1 protein-coding gene (only partly in view) is annotated in these 24,897 nt (G+C 55.5%); it reads left to right on the top strand.

The annotated features are described in order from the left end of the window. A protein-coding gene (locus tag MMC1_RS11160) for a pentapeptide repeat-containing protein (RefSeq protein WP_041641177.1) crosses the window boundary here: on the top strand, nucleotides 1-24,897 show its 3' portion. Its footprint begins 19,836 nt before the window's first position; 24,897 of the gene's 44,733 nt are visible here — the last part of the coding sequence; its start codon lies beyond the left edge, outside the window; the stop codon is at nucleotides 24,895-24,897.

Here is a 24,897-nt window from a genome sequence, read left to right as displayed (position 1 = left end):
GATCTCTCGGGCATTGACTTTAGCGGCAAGGATCTCTCAGCGGCACTGCTGCGTGGTGTCAACCTTGAGGGGGCTATCCTTTCTACGGCCATTTTGAGCCAAGCCAGCGACTTTAGCGGTGCTGATTTAAGCGGTTTGAAGGCGTTGGATGCCAGCTATAGTGTCCTGCCTACGGCGGTGACGGGTATCTTTGCCCAGACCAATCTAGCGGGCTTGGATCTCTCTGGATTAAGCTTTTTGGGCGTCAATCTTGCCGGGGCTAATTTGGCCGATGTGAATGTGGATGAGGCCTCCTTTGACCAAGCCAACCTCAAGGGGGCGATCCTCTCTGGCGTAAGCAACATTGCCAGCGGTGCGGCTTTCCAAGGTGCGCTCTACGATGGCTTAACCAAATTTACCGGCAGCGATGCCGAGACCCTTAAAGCCAAGATGGTTGAATCGCTCTTAGAAAACAGCCGGTTTAACCACAATGGCCCTATGATCAGCTTTACTGGTGGTTTGGATATGAGCGGCGATGAGGTCGTGATTGACCTTAACATGCAGCTCAATCTTAGTCGTGAGATGGCGCTGGATTTTAATCTTGGTGTGGCAGACCTGCCCGATGAGGCCGCCGCTCTGGTGCCGGACTTCTCGCTCTCCGGCAGTGCCAATGCCATGATCTATGCCATTGCCGATGTGGATATGGGGGTGGTGCTGGGGACAAAGGATGTGGGCGGGCTCTTCTCGTTGCCCGATCCAAGCACGGCAGATCCCTACTTTTACATCCATCAGTTAGAGGCTGGTGCGCAGTTGGAACTGGGCAACCTGCATGCCGCCGTGGATGTGGCGGGTTTGGTGCAGGTTGAGGTGGTGGATAGCTACCTGGATCTCACCGCCAAGGTGACGGTTGAGGTGGCAGACCCCGACGATAGCGATGGCACCTTACGCATTCTTAAAAGTGAGTTGGATGCGGTTGATGATTTTGCCCAATTGGTGACGGTAACGCCATCGGGCACGCTGGATGCTGAATTTGTACTCAATGCAACGGGTGACGGTTTTAACCTGAATGATTTTGGCAATCCAACCTTGCGGATGCATGCCGATCAACTGTTTGAATTTAATGATCTGGACTTAAATTGGCAGGTGCTCAAGCCTGACCTCTATCTGGACGTGCAGATCACCTCAACCCTGAAAGATCGTATTCTTAGCCTGCTCAATACCATTGATACCACCGGCAACGGTTGGCTGGGTTTTGACCTGCTGAATATGGATATTCCCGGTCTGCAAAAGAGCATCAATGAGTTGCTCACCATTGATAGCGACCTGAGTGATGCTGAAAATATCAACGTGTTTGCCCTGGAAGCTGCGGCCAACAGCTACTTTGCTGAGTTTGATTTCAGCACGGTGTTCCCCACTTTACGGGGCATGGTGAATGCGCTCAAAGCGGCGTTGATGGCCAATTTAAACCTGCCCTTTGATGGCAGCACGGTAGATTGGGCCTTTGCCAAACTCTCGGGTACAGATTTTAGTGGGGTTGCGGATCTACGCAACTTTATCTTCCGTGGGGCGCAGTTGGATGGGGCCAACTTCTCGGGATTGGATCTGTCGGGTGTGAACTTCCTGGGGGCCATGCTGGATGGAGCCCGCTTTGATGCCGGTTCCCTCTTACGCTTGGCGGATTTTAAAGGGGCCTCGCTGCTTAATATTGATTGGAGCGCTCTTGATCTTTCAGGGGTCAACTTCAGTGGGGTGAACCTGGAAGGGGCAGACTTTAGCGGTCTGGACTTGTCGGGTGTCAACTTTAGCGGAGCCAACCTGCGCGGTGTGGACTTTAGCGGGGCCAACCTGCGGGGTGTCAACTTTAGCGGGGCAGATCTGCGTGGGGCCACGCTGGATATGGCGTTGGCGATTGGGGTTACGTGGAGCAATATTGAATTTGGTAGCTTTATCAATGCCGCTGGGCTGCGCCTATCCACCAGCTTGACCGGCTTGGTGACAGATATCTCCCTCAAGAGCATCTTTGGTTCATCGCTTGTGGCGGATGTCAAACGTCTGCTGAGCGGGCAGGGTGCTGGTTATCTTAGTCTGGATGGTTATAGCTGGGATGGCTTTGATCTCTCTGGTTTGGATTTCAGCGGGGTGGATTTTTCGAACCTTTCGCTGATTGGTGCCAACCTGCGGGGGGTAAGCTTTGCCAACGCCCTGTTTGATACGGTGGATCTCTCTGGTGCGTTTGCCTACAGGGTGGATTGGAGCGGCCTGACCGATGGTGACGGTGTGGCCATTGATGCGGGGAACCATAGCAGCATTAACATTAGCAGTGTGTTGGCGTTTGTGTTGGATGGCTTAAGCAGTGGGGCGGACTGGCTTAATGCGGATGGGGCTAAATTCTCCCTCATGAGTGGTGCCACCGACTGGAGTGGGTTTAACTTCCGGGGTTGGGACTTGAGCGGGGTGGACTTTGCAGCCCTGGGGGATATGGACTTTTCTGGGGTGGATTTTGGCTTTGCCCGGTTGCTCAATGTCAACTTTGGGAATGCCAGCTTTGATGGTGCTACCCGTTGGACCGGTTCCCAGTGGAAAGGAGCCTCATTTGGGGCAACCGCGCTGCTGGACGGTCTGTTTGGTGGGGTTGATTTCTCCGGGTTTGACTTTAGCGGAACCAGCGGTCTGGACTTTACCGATACGAGCAAGTGGGGCTTTGACCTCAATGGCCTGTTGGATTTTGGCGGGGCCAAGTTTGATGGGGCCATCCAGATTGAAAAGCTGCTGGCGGGGCTCTATCTCAAGTTTAATAGTCTGGGGCCAGCGGCGACCCAGCATCTAAACTTTGGCTGGGCTGACTTTGGTTCGTTGGATATTTCGGGTCTCTTTGATGGCAGTACGCTGGTGGGCTGGTTAACCGGGCTTGGTTTTGCCCACGATGATAGCGCAACCCACAATTTTGGTGATCTGTTTAAGATGGGCTCCTTCAAAGGGGTGGATTTCTCCGACTTTGAATTGCCCGACTTAAACTTTGACTTTAGTGGCATCGACCTCTCTTTCGGTGCCTTCTTTAGTGATAACGATAACAGCAATAGCGCCACCTTTACCTTGGATGGGGCCAATCTGCGGGGCTTGGATCTGTCGGGTATCGGGGATGTGGATGTGCTCTCCGCAGCCAGTGCGTTTTTTGATGCCCTAACCACCTTCAGCGTGGCCGACTCTGGCAGCTTGACCTTTACCGCCAATATGGATGAGGCGGTGTTGGAAGATGTGTTTGCCAATCTGGGTGGGCCAGAGTTCGCCTTTACCCCCTCCTTTGATACCGCCGATTCTGAGGTGACATTAGGCTTTAATATCGCCATTAACATTGACCGATCCGCGCTCTTTGAGTTTGCCTTGGATGCCAGTGAGCTAACGGGTGATGCGGTAGCCGATATTGGTAACTTTACCGCTTCTGGTTCGGCCCTGGGGCGTTTTGTGTTCGCTTTGGATCTGGATGCCGGTATTGCTGTCACCACCCGTAGCACCGACAGCGGCTTTGCAGGGCCACTGCCTGTTCCGTCGGATGCGGAACTCTATTTCCGTCTCAACCGGTTTGATACCGGTGCGGCCCTCGATGTGATGGGGCTTAATGTCACCGCTTCGCTGTTGGGGGATCTGGCCACCGCAGAGATTGCACCGGGCAGTTCGTTCAAGGCCAAAGTCGCCGCCAGCATTGACATGGCCGATCCCGATAATAGTGATGGCAAGGCGCGTATTACGGTGGCCGATCTGAGTGGGGTCACGATCGCCGACTATGTGACCTTTACCCCAGCGGTGGCCTTTGAGGGGGCGTTGCTGTTTGATGCCAGTGTGGCGGGCTTTAATGTCAGTGATTGGGGCAATCCTACCCTGACCATCCGCTCGGAGATTGTGGCGGGCAATCTGGTGACCTCCTACTTCTTTGACGTGAACATTGACAGTGCGACGGTGCAATCCAATCTGGAGAGCATCTTCGATACTGCGGCGGATGTGGGTAAATCCATTGATGAATTGGGTATCCTGAATGCCAGTCTGCCCTTTGTCGATAGCACCCTCGGCGGGCTGCTGGCCAGCGATGATGGGCGCACCCTGGGGGACTATTTCAGCTTTCAGTACACCAAAGCAGATGGTACCGAGAGCAATGTGCTGATGGACTACTACGCCAGCAGTGGTACCCATACCTATGCAGGCTTGATTGAGTGGTTACGCGCCTACCTGGGGGCGACAGGGGTCTATGAGGATCTCACGGCGCTGTTCCCAGATACCTATGGTTCTACCACGGTTGGTCCTTTCCAAGTCAGTGGCGGTTTAGACCTCAATAACCGCGAACTGCGCCTGGATCTTACCATGAACTTGGAGCAGCTTTTTGACCTGCCCTTGGTCATGGATAGCTCGTTGGACGCCCTTGGGCTTGGTTTTGATGCCAGTGGTAACATGCAACTTAGTGCAGATCTGGCAATGGATCTAAGCTTTGGCATGGCCTTTACCGACTTGGCGGATCTCTCCAGCGTTGGCGACAATGTGTTTGTGCAGATCAACCAGATGGATGCCAACGTATCGGCGGCCATGAACAATTTTAATGCCGGGGTTACGGTGGGCGTGTTGGAAGGCAAGGTGGATAATGGCTCCATTATCTTTGCAGCCGATGCTACCCTAGCGCTCAATCCCGATGGGGATAGCAATAATAATGGTCAACGGGTTACTTTGACCGATCTTGGCGCGGCCTCTTCGATCTCTGATCTTATTGATGCTTCGGCCACCGTTTATGCCACCGCCGATCTGCCCATCAAGGTTAATCTGTTTGGGGCCGATACCGCCGCCCTGACCGGGGGCCAGCCGCGTATTACGGTGGATTGGGGCTCTGCGGGTGCGCCGATCTCCATTGAAAATGTGGCGACCACTTCACCCGTCATCACCAAATCTAACTTTACGGATCTGGCCAGTTTCTCCTCCATGACCCCGGCTCAAATCATTAACATGATGAAAAAAGTTGGGGATTTCCTCGCTCAGTTCCGCGATTCCGAAGTGTTTGATGTGGGCATTCCCTTTACCAATACCGAGTTGGGGGATGTGTTTGATTTCACCTATGGCTTTGTGCAAGCGTTGGATGAAAATCTGTCGGGCATTTTGGCCATGGATATTACGGCGGGTGAGAGCATCTCACCGGTGTTGACCGATGATGTGGCTTTTGATCTGGTGCTGCGCCGTGCTGGGGATATGCAGCCAGAAGTGTTTAGCATCATGGTATTGGCATCGGAGACCAGCGGATTTACCTCTATTGATGAACTGGCGGAGTTGATTAATCAAAAGGTCGCAGCAGTTGCCTATGGTGCCTTGCTGGTTCAGACCGATCTGCCCGCTTGGGTCAGTCAGAGTGATGAAGTCACCGCCAGCTTGGATGCCCAAGTGGGGGCCAGTGCCACGGTAGAAGAGTCCACGGTGGGTGGGCAAGCCTATGCCACGCAACAGGTGCTCAATCTTGGCATCGCCAGTGGTACCCTCAGCTTCAAACTGGCGGGTAAAACCGATCAATCCTTTGTGGTGTCGGGTAGTGATTCTGACGCAGATATTAAGGATAAGATTAAAACCGCACTGACCGGTTTGATCTTCGATAATTTGGTGCAGGCCAATGATATTGAGACCGCCAAGGGCAATTTTGAGGTGGCGGGCAATCGGGATGAAGGTTTCCGCATAAGCTATGCTGGTGGCTTGGCGGGTAAGGATTATAGCGGTGTTACCATCGGCTTTAGCGCCTCGGCTCCAGAAGGGGTAATCTCTGCGGTGCAGGATGGTGCGGCGGGCCTGGGTGAAGAGCAAATTCTTAGCATTGCCGGGGCCAAGAGTGGTCGGTTTACCCTGACCTATGGCAAAGAGACCACCGACCCCATCCGTTTCTTGCTCAATGATATTTCCCATTCTCCTTCGCAGATTCAGCAGGCTTTGGAAAAACTTCCCTCGATTGGGGAAGGCAATGTGCGGGTCACTTTCCTTAACAGCTATGTGGACCCCGTTACCGGAAAAACCATCAATACTCCTGGTACAGCACCTAAGTATAAGATTGAATTTATCGGCGATCTGGCGGGTAAAAACGTCTCTCAATTAAAGGTCAACAGCGGTGCTATCAAGTGGGGCACCACCGTGCCCAGCGGGCGTACCAGTGGTTTTGTGGTGGAGACAGTCGCCGGTACGGGCATTAATGATGTCGCGGAAAAACAGAGTGTTAAGGTCTATGTTGAACCGGGTCAAAGCGCCAGCTTTGACCTGAGTGTGGTGTTTAATGGGCAGACCTATACCACCGCTTCCATTGCCCATGACGCGACGGCAACCCAGGTGCGTCAAGCGCTGGAGAGTGCCAGCAACGGCAGCAGCAGCCTAGGGGCTGTTTCGGTTGATGGAGAAACAGCCAATATTAAAGTGACCGGTACCGGCAATGGTTTTTGGACCATTACCTTCGATGGCGCCCTGGCTGGGGTGGATATTGACTTGATGAGTGGTAACTGGACCGGCATGGATAGCCCGGATGTGAGCTTAAACACCTCCAAAGTGGGGGGCTACACCAGCGAAACCCAGCAGGTGGTATTCAGTTCAGGTACCGGTAGCTTTAAGGTGCAGTTGGGCAGCAGTGGTAGCATTTCTGATACACTGGCGGCTGCCTCAACGCCGCAAGCGTTGCAGGCTGCCCTGGAGGGCATGACAGAAATTGGCAAGGGCAATGTGCAGGTTTCGGGTTATGAGGGTAACTGGACCATAGACTTTATCGGTGATCTGGCCGGGCAAAATATGGAGCGGCTCTCTTTCTTGCCGGTGCAAACAATCGCCTTTGACAGCAGCACCCAAGAGAGCTTTAAGGTTAAATTTGCCGGTAGCAGCAGCAGCTTTGCTACGCTAACCGCCGTGGATATTGCGGGTAAGTCGGCCCAAGAGGTGCGTTTGCTACTGCAAAGTGCCATCGAAGGGTTGGATGATGGGCTGGATTGGAGCAATGTCAAAGTTCTGCAAGGGGATGCCGTTGCGGGTGAGCCTCAGGCTTGGGAGATTATCTTTACCGGCGATTTAGCGGGTAAGACCATGGAGGCGCTCTCCTTTGAGTTTAGCAAAGGTAGCACCACCACCAGCGTTGAGGCCGAAGCGGTGGTAAGCAGCCTGATCCAGGTGGTCGCTACGGAGAAGAGTACCAGCGGCGGTATAACCAGCGGTAAATTACAGATTAAACCCACCAACGTAGATGATTTTGTGGGGATGGCGATGACTCCCGGTGCTGGGGTGGCATTGGATGTGGTTAGTTACGGCTCCCCCGCCGGGGATACCGCTGTGCAGCGTTTGTTTGTGGTGGATGCCGGTAGTGATGCAGGTAAAGTTTCGCAATATCGCTTGCAGTTTGAAGATAATAGCGGTACCAGCTATGAAACCGCCGCCATTGATTGGGATGCCACCGCTGGCGAGGTGCAGACCGCGCTTAATAACGCTTTGGGTGCGGCTGGTTCGGTCACGGTGGTCGATACCAATCCAGAGGAGGTCAATCTTTCTCCCTCGACCATCGCCTTTGATATTACGTTTGGTGGTGCTTTGGCCAATCGTTCTATCAACACATTAACGGCTAGTTTTGATACTCTGCGGGCCAATCCCGGTGTCATGGCCGACGCCTACACTCTGCGCCAAGGCGCCGCTGCCACCGACCTGACCGATGCGGTGAACGAGGTGCAGCGGGTCTGGTTTGACGATGTGGTGGGGGGCGCGTTTGGTATCTCTGTATACTATGACGGTACCTACTATAATCCAGAGCAGGCGTGGAGTTGGGGGACGTCGGTGGCGGATATGGAGAGCGAGTTGGAGAGCTCTCTGGCCGAGGCCTTTGGTGGTTTAAGTGCCGATGAGGTGAGCCAACTGCTCACCTTTACCGAGGTGCCCGATGGTGGTGGTGCCATTGATATTGAGTTTGGTGGTCTGCTGGCGGGTAAGGATATGGCCACCGTGTTGGTCACGGATACCTGGTTGACCGCTGAAAGTCGCAGCGCTTCTTATGCCGATCCTTCGGCGCTGGGTTTTGCGGCGGGTGGGCAGGATGCTTATGCCATCACCGGTCCCAAATTCAACACCATGGATAAGTTTGCCGAGGTGTTTGCCAAGGCGGTCAATGATCTGCTGCCCGAGGGTGAGAGTTTTGATCTCGCGGCCCGTTTTGACGCAGTGAATATGGACTTTTTGTTTGACATCAAGTTCACCCCCGCACTGCCCACGATTGAAGAAGCCATTGATCTTGGTTTCGATTCGGACATCATCTCTTTGAATGCGGATGGCACCTTTGTCATCACCCCGGGAATCACCTTTGAGACCACCATCGGTATTGATTTCGACCGTCCCGATGATTTTAACCTGGATAGTGCTGGGGTAGCCCGTGCGGTGGTCAATGGGGCCAGTTTCAATGGTGCGCAACCCCCCATCATGTTGTTGGAAGACCCCTCATCACCCTTTGATGGGGCGACAGGTGGCAGTACCAACCTGACGGTGGATGGGCACTTTACCTTGGTTTTCAACGATCAAGAGCGCTACAACGTAACCATTGCCGCCGCTGATCAAGAGGATAACACCAGCTACCAGGATCTGTTGCTGGACATTCAGAACGCGCTGGATGGGGTGGCGGTCAAAGCCAATGGCCTGTTGGCGGCGGGGGGCTTTAGCAACCTGGGTGAGGCGGTCAAAATTAACTGGGATACCTCCGCGCAACAGCAGCGTTTTCAATTTGAATCCCGCACCTCACTCACCAGCATGGGGGTTCAGGTTGCCAGCGGTGATCCCGCGGTCAGTCAGTTGAAATTGGTCACCCAGAGTGCCAATAGCGTGTCGGAGCGTGGCATCCCCAGCAATGGCAAAGTCTATAACGATTTTTCCGATAGCAGCAGTGGTACGGCTGGAATCGCGTTTGATCTGGTGGTGGATGGGGATAGTAGCAACCCCTTTACCATCGCTGTCTCGGCAGCGGAGATTGCCAATAATAGTTCGGTGGAGGATCTGCTGGCCGATCTGCAAGATGCCATTGATGCCCAAACCAGCCACGATTGGTTGACCAAAAAGGGGTTAAGCTCGCTGGGTGATGTGGTGCAGATTGTACAGGAGAATGATTATCTCTCCTTTGCCGTCAGCGGTGGGCAGATCAGCAATCTTGAGCTACGGGCGCTGGATAGTGACCCCATCATCAACCAGTTGGGTTTCCTGAATGGCACCCTGGCCAAAACCAGCGGCTTGTCGCTGTTCCTGCAAGATGCCTTTTTGGGCGGCAATATGGTGTTGGGTGTGCAAGATTTCGCCGCCACCGGTAGCATTGGTGAGATGCTGCAAGCCACCATGGGGCAGATGGAAGCGGTGTTTGACGCAGGGGTTTCGGTGCAGTTGAAAAACGGCAGCGATGCCGAGCCCGGCAGCCGTGTCTACATCTCCGACCTCTTGCAGGGGGCGCGGGACCAAAGTGGCCAGCTTGGCCTGTTGGGAGACATTAGCATTGATAGCGCTGGGGGTTCTAGTGTGGGCCATGCGGCCCCCTTGGAGAGCCTGGGAGTCGGCGTTATGGCCCGCGACTTGGGCTTGCGTCTGGAGATCACCGAGGCGGCCCCCGCAGCGGGTGCTGAAGCGATCACCCACACCGTAGATGTGACCCTGCGTGCTGTGGATACGCTGGATAATAACTCGGTTGCGGCTCTTGCCAGCGATTTGAACAGCGCCATTCAAAGCGCCTTGTCCGACGCAGGGCTTAGCCAGTTTAGTGGGCACACCTTTATCAGCACCGGCAACCCCTATGCCGATGATGGCACGGTCAATAGCAGTGTCACGGCACTTAAGTTTACGGCACCTGCGAGCCATCTACTGACCCTCGCTGGGCGCTCATTGATCAGCGATTTTATAACGCCGCTCACCTTTACCGACTCCAGCTATACCGAGGGTACGGAACCGGTGGCCCGATTGCTGATCAGCGACATTTCGGTAGAGGCCGGGGGCTTAAATCTCTTCCCAGCGGAGAGTGCGCCGAGCATTGCCATCACCGTGCCGGTGATGGAGCTGTTCCGGGGTGAGATCACCCTGAGCGACGCCATTGATGTAGAAATTCTTGGTCTGGACGCTCTCTCTGGGTTTAAGAACCTCTCTTGGTCCTCCATCATTGATGGCATCAAGATGGTGACTCAATTGTTGTCACAGATGGAGTCTTTTGAATTTTTGGATCAAAAGCTGCCCGTCATCGACAAGAGTGTGGTGGATATGCTGGATATTGCCAGCCAATTTGCCCATGCGATTGAAGAAATTGAGAATAATCCTGCTGCGGGGATTGATTCCCTACAGACCGCGCTGGCCGATGGTTTTGGCATCAGCGATGATGAGGTGCAACTCAACTATGACGTGTTGGGACATGCCATCTCCATTAACTTGCCCTACACCTTCCAGTTGGCCGACCAGGATTTCCCCATCAGCATCAGCTTTGACGATCTGCGTGCATTGGTGGGGCCGGGTACCATCGATCAACTTATCGGTACCGTGCAGTCGTTGGTGGATGTGGGGGCCGCTGCCCAAGTAAGGCTTAAATCCTCTGCCCAGATCAACCTTTCCATGGGTATTGATCTAGATTCGGGCGAGATGTTCCTCTACGACTACAACGATGGGGGCACCAGCGATGACTATAGCGATGATACCGGTCTCTATACCCGCTTGACGGCTGAGATCGAAGGTACAGCGCTGGAGTTCAATGCCAACCTTGGGCCTGTGGTGCTCCAGGTTAATGATGGTACAGCCAATATTGACGCGCAAGCTGGGCTCTACCTTTATGATGACCCTGCGGGTGCTCCTGGGGCCGGGGATGGTCGTCACTACCTCAGTTCGGCGGTATCGGTACGGCAGGTTGCCGAAGGGGAGTCGCAAGGGCTGGTTTGGGGAGCCTCGGATGCGCTGGTTCAGTCGGTCAGTGGCAATCTCTACACCCTTAACTACGCAGCGGATGATGCTTTCCGTTTCTTGATGGAGGTGGAGGGTAAAACCTACACCACAAGTCTGTGTAACCGCTATATGACGGCGGACGAAGTGGCCGTGGCGTTGCAGGATGCCTTTAACTTCGAGGGGCTCTCTGGCAGCGTTGTGACCGGTACCGATTTGGCGCTGGATGGGGATGGTTTGCCCACCGGTTGGAGCTTTACCTTTGGCGGCCAATTGGCGGGGCAAACCGTCACGATCACCTCGGAAAAAGTTATCGACATCGCCCCCACCGATGAGGTGCAGTGGGTCAAAGTGGCTTCGGGTAGCGGTGGCACTTTCACCCTGTCGGTGGATTATGACGGTACCACCTATACCACGGCGGCCATCGGTTGGAACGCCGACAGCAGCGCGGTAGCGAGTGCTCTAAACACCGTTTTGGCCCCCATCGCAGGTACGGTGAGTGTGGCGGCCCATGATGCGAGCAATAGCTCGCTGGGCTGGGATGTCACCTTTGGTGGCGCGCTGGCTGGGGTGGCGCTGGAAAATATGCGTGGCCATGGTGACAACCTGAGCCACCAAGGTGCCATTGCGGTGCAGGTGGATGAGTTGGGCAGTACGGCGGGCAGTGTGACCACCAACACCAAACAGTGGCTCAATGTGGTGGCGGGCACCGGCGGCAGCTTTACCCTGAGCTATCAAGAGGGCAGCACCACCTATAGCTCGGCGGCCATCGCCTATAGTGAAGATAGCGCGACCCTGGCCGCCAACATTCAGCAAGCGCTGCAAAACGCCTATAACGCCGGTATGAGCAACACAGTCAGTGTCACGGCCAACAGCAGCCGGGGCGGCTTTAATATCGAGTTTGCCGGGGATCTGGCAGGTAAGGCCATCACCCAGTTGGTGGCGGATACCACCAACCTGAGTGCGGGCATCTTTGGCAGCATTTTCCGGGATGTGGATGCCGATTTCTCTGGTACGGCATCGGTGGTTTTGCCTACCACCCTGGGGCTCGAAGGGGAGGTGTTTGACGAAATTATCGATCTGGGCTTGATCCCAGGTCTGACCAACCCCATGGATATGGGCAATGTCGAGATCCGCATCACCGATCTCAAATCTATGTTCCAGGCTTTGGTCGATCCAAATCTCACCGTGACCAGCACCGTGATCACGCAAACCGGTGTGTATGACGACGCTTACATCGTCAACTACCAGTTGCCCAATATTAGCGATCTGCTGGACGCGTTCAAGCTGATGGAAAACCCCTTCCTGCGTCTGCTGCGAGACCCTTCCATTATCGTGGATGGTATCGACTACGTGCTCAAGGGTATGCAGACCGGGTTGGATGTGGCCGCTTCACTGCCACTACCCTTTATTGGCGACCAGTTGGCACAGGGCGCTCAGTTTATTGGGGATTTCCGTGGTTCCGTGGTGCAGGGTATCCGGGATGCCTTGGACAGCGCTCTGGATGAATATCGCGGCATGGAGAACGCGCTGCGTTTCTTCCTGTTTGACGTGTTTACCGACGATACCGATGGGGATGGGGTTATTGATCCCGCCTCAATGGTGGAGTGGGCGGCGGGTACCACCAGTAAGGATAACCCCTTCCTGAACTATCTGTCGGACTATGACGGGGATGGCATTGTCAGCGTTGACGATATCGTGGTGGAATTTTTGGCGGCGGCCCAAGGCGGTTATGCCGCCGGTACCCGGGTGGGTTACACCGAAGCGACACGTAAGAGTGACGGCGATGATACCCCGGGTGACGTGATTCCCACCGGCGGTGCGAGCGACCCCTTTGATGTGGCCAAATCGCTGCAAATTCGTATGCACCTTGGGCAGTCGATCCTATCGAAAGATGTCGATATTGGCTTTGACATTGGCTTCCCTGGGCTCTCACTGGATCTGGATGGCGGCATTCAGTTGGATCTGGGCTGGGATATGTATTTTGGCTTTGGTGTCAACCTGGATGATGGTCTCTATGTGGTCTCCGATGCCATTAATGTGGCAGGTTTGGGGCTCAAAGCCAGTGATGTGCTGGTGGAAAATCCCTGGGCACCCGACGCGGCCTATACCACCGAGGAGATCAAGCTGACCTTTGATGCCTATCTGGTCAACGAGCTTCCCTCTGCGGCCACGGTTACAGCGGGTACCGAGGGTGGTTCTGGCTCGAATGAAAGCCAGACCATCGCCATTACAGCGGCAACCCAAGGCAGCTTTACCCTGAAGTTCAATGATGGGTCGCGCAACTTTAAGACGCTGGATATTAACTACAGCGACGATGGTAATACACAGGCTAGTAATATTCAGAAAGCGCTGAACAAAGCCTTTAGCCGTGACCTTAATGGCAGTGACATCAGTGTGACCAATAATGGGGATGGCACCTATGGTGTGACCTTTGCGGGCGGTTTGGCCAATACCAATGTCTCGTTGATGGAAATTGACATTGATAACCTGAAAAATCTGGATCCTTTAAATCCGGCGGAGATGAACGCGCAACTCTTCTTCCTGCGCGGCATCATGAAAGATGATGTAACGGGTAGCATTGTTGGTAAAAGTGGTGAGACGCTGGATCTTGGTGGTGCCGATGGCTCCCGTACCCGCTTTACGGGCACCTTGGGTATTGATATTGATGACCCCAATGATGACGGACGCCTAACCTTTAAGGAGATGACCCGCAATAAGTTTAGCAGCCTGTTTGTCACCGTGGTGGAGGCTAAGGCCCAAGCCAATCTGCAACTGGAGCTGACCATTGATGCGGAGTTCTCTTTCCCCTCCTTGCTCACAGAGTTCCATATGGCCTGGAGTTATGCTGGGCCAGCTGCCGGGGCCAGCGGTTATGATGCCTATTTCACCAGCAGCCCCAGCATCTGGATTACCGATCTGCGCTTGGATATGGGCAGTTTCTTCAGTGACTTCCTGGGTCCCATTGTCTCGCAAATTCAGCAAGTAACCGGGCCGATGCAGCCCATTATTGATACCCTTAAAAAAGATCTGGGTATTGGCAAAATTGTGGGACAAAATTTCTCGCTCTTGTCTCTGGCGGAGTGGACCGCCAAAAACTTTGGCGGCACAGCCAAGCTGAAATTTATCATCACCATGGTCAAGTTGGTGGATCTGATCAACAGCATTCCCACCGATGCCGATTTGATCATTCCCATTGGTGATGTGTTTAGCTTTGCCGGGGATGCCAAGAGCAGCAGCTCCAAGAAGGGCGCCAGCCTAGAAGGGGATGTTGGGGATGTGGATAGTGCCATTGATAATGGCAGCACCAGCGGTGGGGGGGATGCCACCGCCAGTCAAGCTAAATCTAAGAGCTTCTTGGAAAAGCTTAATGATCCGAACAGCGCCTTTAAAATTCCACTGTTGTCGGACTTTAGCAACATTATCAACCTGTTGACGGGTAAGACCGCCGACCTGGTGACCTTTACCCCTCCTGGTTTGGAGATCGGTACAGGCTTTAGCAAGTCTTTCCCCATCTACTCGGCCCCCACGGTGAGCATGGGCTTTAGCGCAAGCTTTAAGGTCAAGATCAACCTGACCCTGGGTTTTGATACCTACGGCTTGAACAGCTACTTCAGCAGCGGCAATTTCCTGGACATCTTCGATGGTTTCTATGTCAGTGATAACTGGACTAAAGATGGCCGGGATCTGCCTGAGATCGAGTTAGAAGCCACCATTGGTGTGCGGGTCTCCTTCAGCGCCGTTATTGTACGCGCTGGGGTTGAGGGCGGTATTAAGTTTAAAGGGGATCTGGATCTTTGGGAGGACCCCGAGGAGGCCGATGGTAAGCTACGGGTATCCGAGATTATTGCGGCGCTGGAGTGTAACCCCCTTAACATTTTCTCCATCCATATACGGGTGAGTCTGTACATCAAGGCCTATGTGGACATCAACTCCATCATAGCGGGTTGGAAAGAGGTTTGGTCCAAGACCTTTGTGGATATAACCCTCTATGAAAAACAGTGGGACCCCGTACCTTGTGTGCCGATTTTAGCCAGCGTCAACGATGGTGTGTTGGATCTACATATGGGTTCGGACGGTACACCGGTCACCGTGGATGGTTACACGGCGGGTGAAAAATATGCCAAGGACCGCCGCCATATTGATACCGAGGATGGCAACGAATACTACACCTTGGTGCAAACCGGTGCGGATACCATTGAGATCACTGCGGTGCTGCCCAAGGGTAATACCTACAAAAAGAGCTTCCGTGGGGTTACCAGCATCCGTGCCTATACCGGCAGTGGTGACGATACCATCGACGCATCTGGGGTGGATAACATCAACATGCTGGTGATTGCCGGTGAGGGTAACAACACCATCATTGGTGGCGGTGGTGATGATGTTCTTATTGGTGGGACAGAGCTGACCATTTTGGAAGGCGGTAAAGGGGATGACCTGCTCATTGCGCGGGCTGGTGAAACCACCCTGCGGGGTGATTTGGGGGCGGATACCTACCGCTTCTTAGAAGATTGGGATACCGCCTACATCGAAGATAATGATGGTTCGGCGGTCCCTGAGAGCAACACCGTGGACTTTAGCGATATTGCCCTGGATCTGGTGGTGGATGATGCCAACCATCAGGGCTTTGATGCGAACAATAACCGGGTTCTCTGGGACGATCCTTCCGAGTTGGGGCTCTTTTTAGGGGGCTCAGGCAACGACTTTATGGATATGTCCGGGGATCAGGAGCGTCTCACGGTCAACCTGACTGGCTTAAACCAAGGTTCTGTGCTCAATGGCACCAGTGGGGCCACGCCAGAGGGGGATCGCTACTTTGAGTTCGTCGATTTTGAAAACCTGGTGGGCGGTCTGCACAGCGATGCCTTTGTGATTGATGCGGGCGCGGCGGTAAGCGGCAAGATCTATGGTGCGCCAACCTCCAGTGTGGGTGAGAACAAGGGCACCGAGCGGGCCGGTTCGCGCAATACCCTAGATTTTGCCCAGTGGAGCAGTGGGGTAACGGTTAATCAAGAGGGCACCAGCAGCTTCGGCGGCGAGAGTGCTATGGAGATCCGCGAATTCCACAATATGATCGGCGGTGGTGGTGATGATCTGCTCATTGGTAACTACATGCAGAACATCATCATAGGTAATGCGGGCAGTGATACCCTAGAGGGACGTGATGCCGATGATCTGATTGTCGCTTATAATTTTAGCTCCGATGGTAGTCAGGACATCAAGAGTTGGAACACGCTTCCCTCCAGGGAGTGGACTTGGTATGAGCATGAGGTGAAAAACTTCTCCGAGGCTTCGGCGGGGGTGCAAACCCTTAAAGGGGATGAGGGGAATGATATCCTGATGGGTGAAAACGGCAACGACCGTTTTTACACAGGTAATGGCAATGATACGGTGATTGGCGACCGGGCCGCGCTGGATTTTGATAGCAGGGGCCGCTTGCTTGAGATCGACAATAGCACCCGCAGCGAGGGGGGTAGTGACACCATTACCGCGCTCAATGGCAACCATCTCATCTTTGGTGGCGCCGGTGGGGATAATATCACCTCGGGTTCGGGTAACAGCACCATCGTTGGGGATGTGGGCAAACTGAGCTTTGATGCTTCGAGCCGTCGCCCAATCGAGGTGGATACCGGCTTTGACATTGGCGGTGCAGATACCATTAACGTGACCACCGGTAGCAATGTGATTATTGGGGGTGTGGCGGGGGATCAAATTACCGCCACCGACGATCAAGCCAGCCGCAATGTGGTGTTGGGGGATACAGGTACCATCAGCTATGCCTCACCGGATGTGCTCTCTAGCCTGATCGCCGCCCCGCAGACCGACACCAGCGGCGCGGCTGACACCATCTCCCTGGGTAATGGCGATAGTATTGTGGCCGGCGGTTTGGGTCAGGATGTCATCACCATCAGCGCGGGGCTCTCTACCGCATCCAACTATCGTTACATCCTTGGCGACCATGGTGCCATGACCTTTGATGTGGCCGGTGAGCTTGTACAGTTAGAGACCACCGACAGCGACAGTGCCAATGGGGATAATGATACCGTCACCATTGCGGGTGTTGCAGACAGCCATAATATTGGCCTGAACATGATGGCTACGGGTATGGGGGATGACAGCGTAACCATCGCCGGAACCACCACCAGTGTCGATTTTATCCTGGCCGATAACGGTACCATCGTGCGTAACGATGGTTCGACAGCGGCTAACTATGCGCTGCGCAGTGTGACCTCTACCCAGTTGGATCTGGGCGGAAACGACACCATCCGCACCGCCAATGGTGACAAGGTGATTGTGGGTGGTTTTGGTCAGGACAGCATCACGGTGCAGGCCACCAGCAACTCCAACCGCCATATCGGCGGGGATAACGTGGCCATTGCCTATGACACCATGGGCGGCATTATCCAGATGGAGACCACCGACACGGTGGCTACCACAGGGGCCGAGGATAGCATCACCATCGGTCTGGATGGAGACAGTTCCGATCTGGGCATTAACGTGGTGATCGCCGGTATGGCCGACGATACGGTGAACGTATTGGGCAGCACCACCAGCCGCGATATATTGCTGGGGGATAGTGGTCTGATTACCTGGAACAGCTACGACATCACCCAAGGCCAAGCGTTGCGCAGTGTCACCTCCACGCTACGGGATCTGGGCGGGAACGACACCATCCGCACCGCCAATGGTGACAAGGTGATTGTGGGTGGTTTTGGTCAGGACAGCATCACGGTGCAGGCCACCAGCAACTCCAACCGCCATATCGGCGGAGATAACGTGGCCATTGCCTATGACACCATGGGCGGCATTATCCGGATGGAGACCACCGACACGGTGGCTACCACAGGGGCCGAGGATAGCATCACCATCGGTCTGGATGGAGACAGTTCCGATCTGGGCATTAACGTGGTGATCGCCGGTATGGCCGACGATACGGTGAACGTATTGGGCATCACCACCAGCCGCGATGTATTGCTGGGGGATAGTGGTCTGATTACCTGGAACAGCTACGACATCACCCAAGGCCAAGCGTTGCGCAGTGTCACCTCCACGCTACGGGATCTGGGCGGGAACGACACCATCCGCACCGCCAATGGTGACAAGGTGATTGTGGGTGGTTTTGGTCAGGACAGCATCACGGTGCAGGCCACCAGCAACTCCAACCGCCATATCGGCGGGGATAACGTGGCCATTGCCTATGACACCATGGGCGGCATTATCCGGATGGAGACCACCGACACGGTAGCTACCACAGGGGCCGAGGATAGCATCACCATCGGTCTGGATGGAGACAGTTCCGATCTGGGCATTAACGTGGTGATCGCCGGTATGGCCGACGATACGGTGAACGTATTGGGCAGCACCACCAGCCGCGATGTATTGCTGGGGGATAATGGTCTGATTACCTGGAACAGCTACGACATCACCCAAGGCCAAGCGTTGCGCAGTGTGGATTCGACCCTCTATGTGGAGCTGTTTGGGGGCAATGACACCATCCGTACCGCCAATGGCGACAAGGTGATTGTTGGCGGTTTGGGGCAGGATGGGATCACTGTTGAGACCAACAGTGACTCTAAACGTCAGATCAGCGGCGATAACGTTAGTCTAACCTATGACACCTATGGGGAACTCTACATCCTACAAACGCTGAACCAGAAAGACGACCACGGCGATAACGATACCATTACGGTGGGTATCGAGGATGACACCAGCACGTTGGGTGAGAACATCATCACCGGCGGTATGTTTGATGACATCATCAAAATTTGGAGTACCACCACCAGCGAGGATATGATCTTTGGTGACAACGCCTATATCCTGCGTGCGCAAAATGAGGCGAGCAGCAGCGATCAAAACTGGATGTTGCAGGCTAAGACCTTGGTCAATGACAAGGGGGGTGACGACACCATCATCACCGGCAGTGGTGGCAAGGTGTTGGTGGGGGGCTTTGGGGCAGATTCCATCAGCGCCATAAATGGTGATCATCTGGTCATTGGTGATAATGGTCAGTTGGATTATGACAAGGATTCCGAGAACGGCATCCTGCGCAAGATGCAGAGCTTGGATAATGTGATCGGCGGCGAAGATACCATTACCCTGCGTGAGGGCTTTAAGGTGGTGATGGGGGGTTACGGGGATGACGAAATCACCGTCTACACCGAAACCGTAGCAGCTGCCAGTGGGGTCAAGGATCTAACGGGTATTGTCAGTGTGGCATCGGTGAGTGAGCTAGAGGCCAAAGGGCGCACCGGTCGTTATATTACCGGGGATAACATGGAGGTGGATTTTGACCTGCATGGTGGCCTGTATAAGATCCAGAGCAATGATGCGGTAGCGGCCATGGGTGGGGATGACACTATCTCCATCGGTAATCGTGCCACCACCAACGATCTTGGCTATCAGGTGCTCATTGGGGGTATGGCGGCCGACACCATAACGGTGGAAGATACCAGCACCTCGCAAGATGTCATCTTTGGGGATAACGTCTATTACGAGCGCTCTACTTCCAGCTATTTCCATATGGATATCAACAGCACCCTGACCAATCAGGGTGGTGGCGATACCATTGTGACGGGCCAAGGGGAAAAATGGATCGTGGGTGGTATGGGGGCTGACACTGCTGAGGTGGTCTCCATTAATCTGACCGATGAGACTCTATTCGCCGGGGATTCGGTGGATATTACCTTTAGCCGCGCCAAGACTGGCAACCTCACCTCGATTACCAGTACCGGGCTCTATTTTGGTGGTAATGATGCGCTGGTGGTGGGGGATGGGGATGTCACCTTTATTGGGGGTAAAGACAATGACAGCCTGATTGTGGATAGCACCGGGGCGACAACGGCTGAGGTGCTGGCTGGTACGGCGGGGGATCCGCCCAATCAGCGTTTTGCCTTTGGTGATAACGTCTATCTGGAGTACAGCCTGGATGATGCGGGCAAAGAGGCGCTGATTACCATCAATAGTGAGGATACCACGGCCAGCACTGGCGGTGATGACAGCCTGCTTATTGGTCCAACGGGCTCGTTGGCCGGGGTGATGGGTGAAGTCATTGCGGTGGGGGGTATGGGTGCCGATACCATCAATGTTTCGGGATTGACGGCGGACACGGTGGCGGCGGGGGATAATATCAATATTACCCGTAGTACCGAGGGTTATTTAAAAACCATGCGCAGCTTGCTGCCGGTTGAGGGTGGTGTGGATAACATCTCCCTTTCGGCGGGGGATCATGTGGTGATTGGCGGGATGAGTGGGGATACCATCCTCACCGGTAGCGGCAATACCATCGCCATGGGGGATTCTGGTTCGCTGGTCTTTGATTCGGACACTGCGCCGGTCTATTGGGGCTCGGTGGACAGCTACGACGATCCCACCCTGACCGAGGCCCAAGAGCAGGCGGTAAAGCGGGTTAATCGCTGGGGTATTTTGCAGACCCTCAGCAGCTTAGGCACCACCAATGGTGGGCATGACACCATGACTTTGGGCCAAAAGGGAACCTCTTTTGATGGCAACAAGGTAGCGGTTGGCGGTATTGGTAATGATACCATCACTCTCTATGGGACCCGCTCTTATGTGGAGACGGATGCGGCGGGTAATGCGGTGGAGAATGTCGATGGTTCCAACACCATTGTCGTGACTGAGCGGGCGGTGGCGGGGGATAATGCTACCATGAGTTTTGGGGCGGATGGTCTGATTACCGACTTTGCCACCGGCGATAGCAACATTGCCACGGCGGGGAACGACACCATTAAGGTGGATGTTTCTAATGATCCGGTGATTGATCCCGACTATGTGGATGGCGATATTGGTACCCTGGATATGTATTTGACCACCGAGTTTAACGTGTTAGCCGGTGGTTTGGGGAATGATGTGCTGGAGGTGGTGGGTTCTACCGGCATGCGCGAGGTTATCTCTGGGGATAACTTGCTCTATCAACGGGGCACCGCCAGCCAGAATTATAACCATCTGTATGCCGAGGTAAAAAGCTCCAGCAGTGGTGGAACGGACACCATTAAAACCGGCAATGGTGAAAAGCTGATTTTTGGTGGGGTTGGCAACGATACCCTGACCGTATTGACCACGGCGGTGGACCATTCCATTGTGTTTGGTGATGCGGGCAAGGTGGCTTATGACACCAACGCCACGGGGGCGGTGTCGTTGATTGCCTCAATTCCTGAAACCGATGATGGCAACGACACGGTTACGGTTAAGAATGGTGATCTTTATCTGTTTGGGGGCGGCGGTACGGATGCTTTGACCGTCAGTGCCAACGATACGGCAACCCGGGTAGTGATGGGGGATAGTGGTCAGGTCAATATGACGCTCTACAGCTACACCGATGCTGATGGTGTTACCCAGACCATAGGTGTACCCAACTTTATCCAGGTTAATGACGCCTCGACCACCAATGAGAGCACTCGTATTGATACCTTCACCTTACCCAGCAAGGGGGATAACCTGATCATTGGGGGCTTGGGAACGGATCTGTTAAGTGGTGCTCAATTAGGGGTGGATTCCATCATTCCGGGCACCGGCTCGATTCAGGTTTCGTTGGCCAACAGTGCGGATCCTACCGGGGCGTGGAGCAAGGTTGTTAGTGTGGTGGTGTTGGGCCAATACAATGAGATGGGCATAACCGACGGTACCTATGTATTAAGTCAGGATGGGGTGGATACCCGTCCGGAGACCACTGCCACCGGCAGCGGTGAGGTTACCGAGGATGGCACCCAGAGTGTGACGGGCTATCTAGGGTTGGATGCCTTGAATGGAGGTAAAGCGATCTTTACCGAAGCCACCACCACGCTGCTGTATGGCACGTTAACGGTTAAGAGTGATGGGGGTTGGACCTACACCCTCAACAATAGCAGCAGCGCGGTACAGGCGTTGATGAGCGGCAATGACCGGCCAGAGACGTTCCAGGTTAATACCACCGATGGCCAGCAGACCACCGTGACCATACGGGTTAAGGGTGCGGACGATGTTTCTACCCTGACGGGCAGCAGCAGCGCGTCTCTTAATGAAGATGATACCAGCGCGGTTAGTGGTACCCTGACCGTGGTGGATGCGGATGTGATTGATGCCACGGTGACAGCGGCCACCAGTGTGGGTACCTATGGTACCTTTAGTGTGGGTAGTAATGGGGTATGGAGCTACCAACTGGATAACAGCAAAGCGGTGGTGCAGGGGTTGACCCAGGGTCAACAGGTGAGCGAGAGCTTTACGGTACACACCAGTGATGGTGGATCCCAAAGTTTGACCATGAACATTACCGGTCGCCAGGATAGCGCGGTGGTGGGCAGTGGTACAGGCAGCGTGACCGAGGATAGCACACTGAGCAGCAGCGGCATGTTAAGCGTGAGTGACGCCGATAGTGGTGAGGCTGCCTATGTGGCGAGTACGCAAACCGGCAGTTATGGTAGCTTTAGTTTGGATAGCAGTGGGGCGTGGAGCTATCAGCTCAATAACAGCGCCAGCCAGGTGCAGGCATTGATCATGGGGCAGCAGGTAAGTGAGAGCTTTACGGTTGCCACGGTGGACGGTACGGCCAGCAGTGTGGTGGTGACGGTGGTGGGGGCGCAGGATGCGGCCCAACTGGGCGGTGTGCAGAGTGGTGGAGTGGTTGAAGATGGCCAGCTTAGCACGGCGGGTCAGTTGACCATTAGCGATGCCGATGCGGGGCAGAGTCTCTATCAGGTTGCCAGCACGGATGGTATGTATGGTCATTTTGCCATGGATAGCAGTGGCGCATGGAGCTATGTGCTAAACAATGAACTGGCTGCCATACAGCAGATGATCGCTGGGCAAACCGTGCTTGAGAGCTTTACAGTGAGCAGCAGTGATGGTACTCAGGCGCAAGTATCGGTTACGATTACTGGTAGCCAGGACAATGCTGTGATTACCGGTGAGGCGGCTGGGCAGGTGAGTGAGACAAATGATGACAGCCAAAGCATGGCCACCGGTAAGTTGAATATTAGCGATCTGGATAGCCAACAGGCGCACTTTGTAGGGGGGCCGCAGGCCGGCCAATATGGTGCGTTTACCCTGCAAGGGGATGGTAACTGGACCTATGTGCTGGACAATCACGGTGTGGCAATGGCTGGCTTGGGAACGGGCGATGTCGTGACTGAAACCTTTACGGTTAGGTCGCTGGATAACACAGCCGAAACCACAGTAACCATCACCATCAACGGTTTGGATGAGCCGCCCACGGCCGAAGAGATTGAGGCGGCACGTCTGGCCGAAGAGCAACGTTTACAGCAGGAACTGCAAGCGAGCAATGATCTGTTGCAGGGGGCCATTGGCGCTGAAGGTGGTAATGCCGGCGGCACCGCTCCTCCCCCCCCCAATGGCAATCCCGCTGATGGTGCGCCGGGTGATCTGCTGGGTGCGGGTGGGGCTGCTGCTGGGGGTGCAACAGGTGGCACCACCGGCGGTGGTACGACAGCAGGCACAGGCGGCGGTGGTTTGGGTGGTGGTGGCTTTGGTAGTGGTGCGCCGAACACCAGTGCCGGTGGATTGACCGGTGGATTTGGCGGCACAGCCACAGGCGGCACCGTTACAGGTGGCACGGGCGGCACGGGTGGCGCAGCCACAGGCGGCACCGCTACGGGTGGCACCGCTACGGGTGGCACGGGCGGCACGGGTGGCACCACTACGGGTGGCACCGCTACGGGTGGCACCGCTACGGGCGGCACGGGTGGCGCAGCTGGTGGTACTGGTGGTGCAGCAGCCGGAGGTGCAGCCACGGGTGAAGCAGGTGGCACCGCTACGGGCGGCACAGGTGGCACGGGTGGCGCAGCCACAGGCGGCACCGCTACGGGTGGCACAGGTGGCGCAGCTGGTGGTACTGGTGGTGCAGCAGCCGGAGGTGCAGCCACGGGTGAAGCAGGTGGCACCGCTACGGGTGGCACAGGCGGCACCGCTACGGGTGGCACCGCTACGGGCGGCACGGGTGGCGCAGCTGGTGGTACTGGTGGTGCAGCAGCCGGAGGTGCAGCCACGGGTGAAGCAGGTGGCGCAGCTACGGGCGGCACAGGTGGCACCGCTACGGGTGGCACCGCTACGGGCGGCACGGGTGGCGCAGCTGGTGGTACTGGTGGTGCAGCAGCCGGAGGTGCAGCCACGGGTGAAGCAGGTGGCGCAGCTACGGGCGGCACAGGTGGCGCAGCAGCAGGTGGTACAGGTGGCGCAGCTACGGGTGAAGCAGGCGGCGCAGCTACGGGTGGCACAGCTGGTGATGCTGGCGACACGGGTGGCGCGGCGACTGGCGGTGATGCGAATGGCGGCGCAGCCGGTGGTCCAGGAGTGGATGGCGGCGCAGCTGGTGGTCCAGGAGCGGATGGCGGCGCAGCCGGTGGTCCAGGAGCGGATGGCGGCGCAGCCGGTGGTCCAGGAGCGAATGGCGGCGCAGCCGGTGGTCCAGGAGTGGATGGCGGCGCAGCCGGTGGGCCAGGAGTGGATGGCGGCGCAGCCGGTGGTCCAGGAGCGGATGGCGGTGCAGCCGGTGGTCCAGGTGCAGTCCCTGAGGGTGGAGACCCCGCAGGAGCGAACGGGCAGGGTGGGGCTGCTCAAGATGGCCAAACCAATGACGATAACACCGATGACGAAGCCCCGGCCGATGGCGAAGCCCCGGCAGAGGGTCAGCCCCCAGCTGATGGCGAAGCCCCGGCAGAGGGTCAGGTTCCAGCTGATGGCGAAGCCCCGGCAGAGGGCCAAGCCCCAGCCGATGGCGAAGCCCCGGCAGAGGGTCAGACTCCAGCCGATGGCGAAGCCCCCGCTGAGGGTCAGCCCCAGGATGGTGGCGGTCAGGCCAACAATGCCAGCGGTACGGGTGAAGCAATCGCGGGCAGCGCCGCCCTAGCCGCTGCCATGGGTGGTGGTATGGGCCGGATTCAATGGGGTCAGCCCGCAGAACGTGGCCATGACAGCAGAGCAACGGCCCAAGCTAAAGTGGCAAAACGGGGACTCTTTCAGCGTGTAACACGTGGTTTCAAAGCATAA

The organism is Magnetococcus marinus MC-1 (assembly GCF_000014865.1).
Taxonomy (GTDB): domain Bacteria; phylum Pseudomonadota; class Magnetococcia; order Magnetococcales; family Magnetococcaceae; genus Magnetococcus; species Magnetococcus marinus.
This window is presented reverse-complemented; position numbering and strand designations above follow the sequence as displayed.